The sequence below is a fragment of the Bradyrhizobium sp. WSM4874 genome, from assembly GCF_055811835.1.
The window spans coordinates 1-269 of record NZ_JBVVPR010000269.1; the positions used below are offsets into that span (position 1 = coordinate 1).

Sequence of the window (269 nt, forward strand, 5' to 3'; positions counted from 1 at the left end):
CTCGAGCCGCTCGACGCCGGTGCCCGTCACGACCTCCTGGAAATCCTCGAAGATCGCTACGGTCATCGCTCCACCATTGTCACCAGCCAGCTCCCCGTGGACCAGTGGCATCTGCTCATTGGAGAGCCGATGACTTCATGATGCTCCTTCTTGGAACGCTTGGTGCGTCGTACCCGGTTGCGAAGCTGAGTAATTTGTTTGTCCGAGAGCTCGATCTGCCATGGCTGGCCCTTGGCCAATTGATGACCCGCCAGCAATCCGCGCGCGAG

Annotated in this window: 1 pseudogene; it reads left to right on the forward strand. The window is 59.9% G+C overall.

The window, feature by feature from the left end:
- Nucleotides 1-129 (forward strand): annotated as a pseudogene (locus AC0L3P_RS40315) (ATP-binding protein); the annotation flags it as partial.
- Between the last annotated feature and the right edge of the window lie 140 nt (nt 130-269).